Here is a 7,749-nt window from a genome sequence, read left to right as displayed (position 1 = left end):
CCCTCGTGCTCCTCACGTGCCGTGCGCCAATTAACTGGCGGGGCCAGCGCACGAACATCGGTGATGCCCGTGCTGTAACCACTCTATCGCCGCTGAGGGACTCTGCTGGGCCCTCGAGCCCGGCCGGAACGTCCCGCACCGATGATTTCCTCAACTTCGCACGCTCAGCGGCTGTTCCCCACCCCTACGGAGTACGCGCACAGCGAAATCCCGGCACCGGCCACGACCGGCGCCCCCGGCGTCCACAGCCTGTGGACAACGTCGTCCACCCCTGTGGATAACTTACGCAAGGGGTGCGAAGAACGAGCGAAAAGCAGCAGGGTCCGCAGCGCCGGAGCGCTGCGGACCCTGTGGAAAACGACGTGCGCGACTAGCGGCCGGGACCCTTTGCGTGGAACTCGTCCACGATCTCCTGGGGAATGCGGCCCCGGTCGGAGATGTCCTTACCGCTCTTCTTGGCCCACTCGCGGATGGCCTTGTTCTGCTCCCGGTCGGCGGTGGCGCCGCCACGACCCCGGGCAGCCCGGCCACCCACGACCACTCCGCCCCGGGCGACCTTCGCTCCGGCGCCCACGTAGGGCGCGAAGACGTCGCGCAATTTCGCGGCGTTCTTGTCGGACAGGTCGATCTCATACTGAATGCCGTCGAGCGCGAACTTGACGGTCTCCTCGGCGTCACCGCCGTCGAGGTCGTCGACAAGCTTGTGAATGATCTGCTTGGCCACGGGCCGTTATCCTCCCGAATACAGGTTCTACGTCAGACGTCAGGCAATCCCCACCGCAACAATAACGCCAAGCCCGCGTGATCCGTCAATGCGGGTTCGATATCTGCCCACGGAGCGCACCAAGGGGAACGCAGACGTTTCCCGAATACCCCGTCCGAGGCCGTTTCCTATTCCACGGCGGCGCCCCGGCTGACATTCCCCACGCCTTGACCCCGGTCAATCCGGACCGCGCGCCACCCACGGATCGTGCACCGTACCGGCTCCATGGTGTGACTCGTTGTCACTTCTGGACGCTGATACGGGGCAATTCCATCGAAGTGCGTCACCATCCGTGATGCGCTGCCGCGTCACGAAGTCGGGCGCCGACGCGGAATCCATTGCGGACAGTCGAAGAAAGCCCCGGATAGAGATCTATGTCCACCGCGTCGCGCAGAGTCACAAAAAATATCCGGGCAGAAAAAGCGCGTGGTCAGCCGACATTCCGCTCATAAACCATCCGCAACCCGATCAGAGTGATCATCGGCTCATACGCGGTGATGGTCCGGCAGGCGTCCTTGACCAGCCCGGCAAGCCCGCCGGTGGCGATCACCGCCCGCACGGAACCCAGCTCCTCGGTCATCAGGTCGACGATCCGATCGACCTGACCGGCCACCCCGAAATAAAGGCCGGACTGCAGGCACTCGACGGTGTTCTTGCCGATGACCGAACGCGGCTTCGCGGGCTCCACCTTGCGCAACTGAGCGGCCCGCGACGCCAGCGCGTCGAACGAGATCTCGATGCCGGGCGCGAACGCGCCACCGAGAAACTCACCGCGCGCGCTGATGACGTCAAAATTGGTCGTGGTGCCGAAGTCGACAACGATCGACGGCCCGCCGTAGAGGGCGTGCGCCGCCAGCGTGTTCACCACGCGGTCGGAGCCGACCTCCTTCGGATTGTCGATGGCCAGCTGCACTCCGGTCTTCACGCCGGGCTCCACGACGACATTCGGCAGATCCCGGTAATAACGCCCGAGCATCGTGCGTAACGTCCGCAGGGCAGCGGGCACCGTCGAGCATGCCGCCACCCCGGTGATCTCGACGGCATCGCCCGCGAGCAGGCCCCGCAGAATCAGGCCCAGCTCGTCGGCGGTGGACCTGGCATCGGTCTTGATGCGCCAGTTGTGAACCAGTTTGTCGCCGTCGAACGTGGCGAGAACCGTGTTGGTATTGCCGATGTCGATGCACAAAAGCACGGTCAAAACCCCTAACGCGCGACGCGCAAGTCCATGGCGATGTCGAGAATCGGCGAGGAGTGGGTCAGCCCGCCCACGGACAGGTAGTCCACGCCCGTGGCGGCGTACGCGGCGACTGTTTCCAGGGTGAGATTGCCCGTGGCCTCGAGCTCGGCCCGGTCGCCCACCGCGGCCACCACCTCGCGCAGCAGGTCCGGGGTCATGTTGTCGCAGAGCAGGAAGTCCGCGCCGGCCCCGACCGCCTCGATCGCCTCCGCCACCGTGGTCACCTCGACCTGCACCGGAACGTCCGGGAAGGTGGAGCGGACCAGCTCGTACGCTGCGGTGATGCTGCCCGCCGCGAGCTTGTGGTTGTCCTTGATCATGGCGACGTCGTAGAGGCCCATGCGCTTGTTGGTGCCGCCGCCGACGCGTACGGCGTACTTCTCCAGGGCCCGCAGACCCGGAGTCGTCTTGCGGGTGTCGAGCACGGTCGCCTTGGTGCCGGCGAGCTCGTCGGCCCACCTGCGGGTGTGGGTCGCGACGCCCGACATCCGGCACAGCAGGTTGAGCGCGGTCCGTTCCGCGGTCAGCAGCGAGCGCGTCGGGCCGGTCACGACCGCGAGGACGTCGCCGCGCGTCACCCGGGTGCCCTCCTCGACCCGCTGGTCGAAGGTCGCCGTGCCACCCGAGGTCGCCGCGAAGACCTGCGCCGCGACGGGCAGCCCGGCCACCACGCCGGCCGCTCGTGCGACCAGCTCGGCCGTGTCGACCTGGGCCGCCGGAATGGTCGCCTCGCTGGTCACGTCGCGGGGCGGGTCGCCCAGGTCCTCGGCGAGCGCGGTGTAGACAACCCGCTCCACCTCGGCAAGGTCCAAGCCGTCACTCATGCCGTCTCCTCAATGGTCTGCCGGCTGCGGGCCGAGGGAAGGTCACTCATGCCATCTCCTCGAAGGTCTGGGTGAGCCGGCCGCGGGGGTCGATCGAGTTCAGCAGGTGGCCGCGCCATTCGTCGGCCGCGTTGGGGTGGTCCTCGCGCCAGTGGCAGCCGCGGGTCTCGCGGCGCTCGGCGGCCGAGGCCACCAGGGCCGCCGCGACGGTGAGCAGGTTGGTGGCCTCCCAGGCGGCGTTGCGGGGGGTGCCGTGCTGCTCGCCGAGGCGGGTCAGCTCCTTGGCGGTGGCCGCGAGCGAGTCCGCCGAGCGCAGCACGCCGGCGCCGCGGGTCATGGAGCGCTGCAGCTCGGCGCGGATGGCCGGGGACACCACCCAGCCCTGGCCGGCCGATGCCGGGGTGGGCACCGGGTCGGCCTGCGGCGGCAGGTCGCGGGCGATGTCGTCGGCGATCCGGCGGGAGAAGACCAGGCCCTCGAGCAGGGAGTTGCTGGCCAGGCGGTTGGCGCCGTGGACGCCGGTGCAGGCGACCTCGCCGCACGCGTACAGGCCGGGGATGGAGGTGCGGCCGTGCAGGTCGGTGCGGACGCCGCCGGACGCGTAATGGGCTGCCGGGGCGACCGGGATCAGCTCGGTGGCGGGGTCGACGCCGGCCGCGCGGGTGGACGCCATGATCGTCGGGAAGCGCTGCTCGAGGAACTCGCGGCCGAGGTGCCGGGCGTCGAGGTAGACGTGGTCGGCGCCGGTCGCGCGGAGCACCCGGTGGATGCCCTTGGCGACCACGTCACGCGGGGCCAGCTCGGCGAGCTCGTGCTGGCCGACCATGAACCGCTCGCCGGCCTCGTCGACCAGGTGGGCTCCCTCGCCACGCAGGGCCTCGGAGATGAGCGGGCGCTGCACCGAGGTCACGCTCGCTGTTACGAACGAGGTCGGGTGGAACTGGACGAACTCCACGTCGGTGACGACCGCGCCGGCGCGCAGGGCGAGCGCGACGCCGTCGCCGGTCGAGACGGACGGGTTGGTGGTGGACGCGAAGACCTGGCCCATGCCGCCGGTGGCGAGCACGACCGCGCGGGCCAGGATCGCCCCGACGCCGTCCTCGCTGCCCTCGCCCAGCACGTGCAGGGTGATGCCGCAGGCCCGGCCGTCGGCGGCGCGGAGCAGGTCGAGCACGAGCGCGTGCTCGACGAGCCGGATCCAGGGGTCGCGGTGCACCGCCTCGTGCAGGGCCCGCTGCACCTCGGCACCGGTCGCGTCGCCGCCCGCGTGCACGATGCGGTCGGCGCGGTGGCCGCCCTCGCGGGTGAGCATGAGCGACCCGTCGGCGTTGCGATCGAACTCGGCACCGATGCGGATCAGCTCGCGGATCCGGGCGGGGCCCTCCTCCACCAGCACCCGCACCGCGGCCGGGTCGCAGAGGCCCACGCCGGCGATCTCGGTGTCGAAGGCGTGCGCCTCGGGAGTGTCGAGCGGGTCGAGCACGCCCGCGATGCCGCCCTGCGCCCAGCGGGTGGATCCGTCATCGATATTGACCTTGGTGACCACCGTGACGTGCAGGCCCTGCTCGCGCAGGTGCAGTGCGGCGGTGAGGCCGGCGACGCCCGAGCCGACCACCAGCACGTCGGTGGTTTCGGTCCAACCGGGCTCAGGGGCGGCCAATCGACGGGGAAGCGCCGGAAGGTCGGCGAGATGCGACATGAGATCAGTCAACATCGCGCGCGCGAGGAATTCATCGCCGGGGCACCACAAAGTGCCAAGCGTTACTGGTATTGAACGGGTAGCGACTTCTCGCCCTTGCCCTTGAGCGACGCGGTCAGGGTCGCGGTGTCCACCCAGAGATAGCAGCGCACCCCGCGGTCACCCATCGCCCACACGTCGTCGCCGCCCGGCAGGGACACCACGCCGGCACGATATTGCAGGTCAGCGTCGTCGGGCACATCGACGTACTTCGCGATCAACGCGCGACAACCGTCATGGAAGCCGTCCCAGTCCTTACTCAACTCCGGGTACGCCGTGGCCGCCCCCGCCTCCCACATCCCGACGAACTCCGCGTTGTGCGCGGCGGCGCACGGAGCCGAGGGCATCGTGCTGATCTTGCCCTCCTTGTCGAGCTGGACGGCGTAGCACGTGAGCAGCAGCGGCGAATTCGGTTCCTTGAGCGCGTTCCGCAGGCTGCCGACCCGTTGCACGAGACCCCCGTCATCCTCGACGGAGCTGCTCACGAGCACCTCGCAGCGGTACCAGCGGGCGCCGCCGCTCCAGGCCGCTTTCGTCGGCTGGGTCACCCCGATCCACAACCGGGCCGTACGCCAAGCCCCGCCCACGTACGCCGCGGTCTTGTCGTCGCAGGTCTCGTACGCCGCCCGCTGCCCCGCCGACTCGGCCTCGGGCGGGCTGTCCGCCTGTGATGCCGGTGCGGCGTACTCGCCCACGTAGACGGTCTCGGTGCGGTGCTTGATCTGACAGTCGACCTCCTCGTAGGAGGAGCGCGATCCGGAGGTCGAGAAGTTCGCCAGGTGACAGGTCTGGGACGCGGGCGTGAACCCGGCCGGCACGGAGATCGCCGCCCAGTTATTGGTGAGGTCGCCGTCTACACCCGGCGGATTCCCACAGCCGGCCGTGACCAGCACCAGGCTCAGCGCCGCGGCGACACCCCAACGGCTGACACGCAGCATGAACCCAGCCCTCCGACCATGTCCGATTTGTCGAGCATAGGGCAAAGGTCGGTACATCCACGTTGCTTTACTACGGAATCGAGTGCCTCAGTGGGCGGAAACGGTCAAGTCCCCGCGTACGAGATCGTCTGCCATGCCGGGGACCGCTGCCGCGGGATCCGTACCCAACTCGATGATCTGGTTTTTGGCATCGACATGGACCACCCGCGGCCGGAAGGTGCGCGCCTCGGCGTCGTCCATCTGGCCGTAGGAGATCAAAATGACCAGATCTCCGGGGTGTACGAGGTGGGCGGCAGCGCCGTTGATGCCGAGCACGCCGGTGCCCCGCTCGCCGGCGATCACGTACGTCTCGAGCCGCGCCCCGTTGGTCACGTCCACGATCGCGACCTGTTCGCCCGGGAGCAGGTCCGCGGCCTCCATCAGGTCCTCGTCGACCGTCACCGAGCCCACGTAGTGCAGGTCGGCCTGGGTCACCGTGGCCCGATGGATCTTGGACTTGAGCATCGTGCGGAGCATCAGCCGGCCTCGCCGAGGTGCACGGGGACGTTGTCGATCAACCGGGTCGCGCCGACCTTCGCCGCGACCAGCAGGCGCGCGGGACCCCCGGCCGGGGCGGGGCCGAGCAGCGGGTCGGTCAGGGCCAGGTAGTCGACGTGCACGCCGGGCTCGTCGCCGAGGATCTTGGTGGCAGCCTCGAGCACCCGCTGGGGGTCGTTCTGCAGCGCACCCTCGCGCAGCGCGTGCGAGAGGGCGAGCGCCGCCTGCCGCTGCTCCGCGGAGAGGAAGCGGTTGCGGCTGGAGAGCGCCAGCCCGTCCGCCTCGCGCACGGTCGGCACGCCGACGATCTCGGTCCGGATCTCCAGGTCCCGCACCATGCGCTTGATCAGGGAGAGCTGCTGGAAGTCCTTCTCACCGAAGAACGCCAGGTCAGCACCGGTGAGCAGGAGCAGCTTGGCGACGACGGTCAGCATGCCGGAGAAGTGGCCGGGTCGGCTGGCGCCCTCGAGGATCTCGCCCATCGGGCCGGCGTTGAGCGTCACCGAGGGGGTGCCCCCGGGGTACATCTCGTCGCGGTCGGGTGCGAAGACGAGGTCCACGTCCTCGGCCGTGCAGGCCTCGACGTCGGCGGCCAGCGTGCGCGGATACTTGTCGAAGTCCTCGTTGGGGCCGAACTGCAGCGGGTTCACGAAGACAGTGACGACCACGAAGTCGGCCTGCGCGCGTGCCTCGCGCATCAGCTGACGATGCCCCTCGTGCAGGGCACCCATGGTCATCACGACGGCTACCCTGCCGGGCGCGCCCGCGAGGCCGGCGGCGAGGTCGTTGCGGGTGTGGACGAGGGCGGTCATGCGGGGCTCCCAACGGTGGAGAGGACATCCAGCAGCAAAATCGCGTCCTGCGGCCGCAGCCGGCCTGCGGCTACGGCTCTTTCGGCGGTTCGTCGGGCGAGAGCCAAATACGCCGGCGCGGACTCCGGCGTGAGGTGATCCAGATGCTTGCGTACGGTCCCCGCGTCGCCGCGCGACACCGGCCCGGTGAGAGCCGCGTCGCCCATCGCGAGCGCGTTGTCGAGGGCAGCGTGCAGCAGCGGCGAGAGCACCACCTCGGGACGCTGAACCCCGGCGGCGCGCAGCAGGTCGGCGGCCTCGTTCACGAGCGTGACCAGGTGATTCGCGCCGTGGGCCAGGGCCGCGTGGTACGTCGGGCGGGCCTGCTCGGCGATCCACTCGGGGATGCCGCCGAGCTCGGTGACCAGGCGGGCGGCGAAGACGCGATCCCGCGCGGTGACTCCCCACGCGATGCCGGGCAGCCGGGCCAGATCGGCGTCCGTGCCGGTGAACGTCATCGCGGGGTGCAGGGCGAGGCCGTTGACCTCACCCAGGACGACGAGACCGTGGGCTCCGGAGGTGTGCGCGACGACCGTACGCGGAGAAAGCGCACCCGTCGCGGAAAGCCCCGCCACCACGCTCCGCAGCGCGTCGTCGGGAACGGAAAGCAGGAGAAGGTCGGTGGCGGCCCGGGCCACCTCGTCGGCCGGAAGAACCGCGGCCTGCGGCAGCAATCGCCGGGCCCGCTCCCGGGACGCGGTGGACACGGCAGCGGTGGCGACGACGTCATGCCCGGCGGCGGCGAGTGCGGCACCGATAACGGCTCCCACCCGGCCCGCGCCGACAACGCCGACGACAAGCTGACGCGCACGCAGCTTTGCGCTCATGTTCGGATCCAGTCCTCGATCAAGGGGTACCGGT

Annotated in this window: 8 protein-coding genes; all 8 read right to left on the bottom strand. The window is 69.7% G+C overall.

Features of this window, described 5'->3' with window-relative positions; genetic code table 11:
- Window positions 1-370: 370 nt before the first annotated feature.
- Window positions 371-724: a histone-like nucleoid-structuring protein Lsr2 gene (locus tag Ahu01nite_RS44865; protein ID WP_203842875.1), complete on the bottom strand. Its 354-nt coding sequence runs from the start codon at window positions 722-724 to the stop codon at window positions 371-373.
- Window positions 725-1,193: 469 nt separating this feature from the next.
- Entirely contained in the window at window positions 1,194-1,955 is a 762-nt protein-coding gene (locus Ahu01nite_RS44860; protein ID WP_203842874.1) for a type III pantothenate kinase, read from the bottom strand.
- A gap of 11 nt (window positions 1,956-1,966) precedes the next feature.
- Window positions 1,967-2,824, bottom strand: a complete 858-nt coding sequence (nadC, locus tag Ahu01nite_RS44855) for a carboxylating nicotinate-nucleotide diphosphorylase (protein WP_203842873.1) — start codon at window positions 2,822-2,824, stop codon at window positions 1,967-1,969.
- A 46-nt stretch (window positions 2,825-2,870) separates the two neighbouring features.
- Window positions 2,871-4,523: an L-aspartate oxidase gene (locus Ahu01nite_RS44850; protein WP_203842872.1), complete on the bottom strand. Its 1,653-nt coding sequence runs from the start codon at window positions 4,521-4,523 to the stop codon at window positions 2,871-2,873.
- Window positions 4,524-4,585: 62 nt separating this feature from the next.
- Window positions 4,586-5,500 carry a septum formation family protein gene (locus tag Ahu01nite_RS44845; RefSeq protein ID WP_203842871.1) on the bottom strand — a complete coding sequence of 305 codons (915 nt, stop codon included), beginning with the start codon at window positions 5,498-5,500 and terminating at the stop codon, window positions 4,586-4,588.
- An 87-nt stretch (window positions 5,501-5,587) separates the two neighbouring features.
- Entirely contained in the window at window positions 5,588-6,016 is a 429-nt protein-coding gene (gene panD / locus Ahu01nite_RS44840) for an aspartate 1-decarboxylase (RefSeq protein ID WP_203842870.1), read from the bottom strand.
- Window positions 6,016-6,849: a pantoate--beta-alanine ligase gene (gene panC, locus Ahu01nite_RS44835; RefSeq protein WP_203842869.1), complete on the bottom strand. Its 834-nt coding sequence runs from the start codon at window positions 6,847-6,849 to the stop codon at window positions 6,016-6,018. Before panC ends, panD begins: the two co-directional genes overlap by 1 nt.
- Window positions 6,846-7,715 carry a Rossmann-like and DUF2520 domain-containing protein gene (locus tag Ahu01nite_RS44830; RefSeq protein WP_203842868.1) on the bottom strand — a complete coding sequence of 290 codons (870 nt, stop codon included), beginning with the start codon at window positions 7,713-7,715 and terminating at the stop codon, window positions 6,846-6,848. Before Ahu01nite_RS44830 ends, panC begins: the two co-directional genes overlap by 4 nt.
- Window positions 7,716-7,749: the final 34 nt, after the last annotated feature.

Source organism: Winogradskya humida (genome assembly GCF_016862215.1).
Classification (GTDB): Bacteria; Actinomycetota; Actinomycetes; order Mycobacteriales; family Micromonosporaceae; genus Actinoplanes; species Actinoplanes humidus.
The sequence above is the reverse complement of the archived record's forward strand: the minus strand, read 5'-3'. Positions and strand labels throughout refer to the sequence as shown.

Excerpts from the sequence above, each read along its gene's own strand:
- nadC (WP_203842873.1), bottom strand. The coding sequence starts at position 2,824 with ATGAGTGACGGCTTGGACCTTGCCGAGGTGGAGCGGGTTGTCTACACC.
- Ahu01nite_RS44850 (WP_203842872.1), bottom strand. The coding sequence starts at position 4,523 with ATGTCGCATCTCGCCGACCTTCCGGCGCTTCCCCGTCGATTGGCCGCC.
- Ahu01nite_RS44845 (WP_203842871.1), bottom strand. The coding sequence starts at position 5,500 with ATGCTGCGTGTCAGCCGTTGGGGTGTCGCCGCGGCGCTGAGCCTGGTG.
- panD (WP_203842870.1), bottom strand. The coding sequence starts at position 6,016 with ATGCTCCGCACGATGCTCAAGTCCAAGATCCATCGGGCCACGGTGACC.
- panC (WP_203842869.1), bottom strand. The coding sequence starts at position 6,849 with ATGACCGCCCTCGTCCACACCCGCAACGACCTCGCCGCCGGCCTCGCG.
- Ahu01nite_RS44830 (WP_203842868.1), bottom strand. The coding sequence starts at position 7,715 with ATGAGCGCAAAGCTGCGTGCGCGTCAGCTTGTCGTCGGCGTTGTCGGC.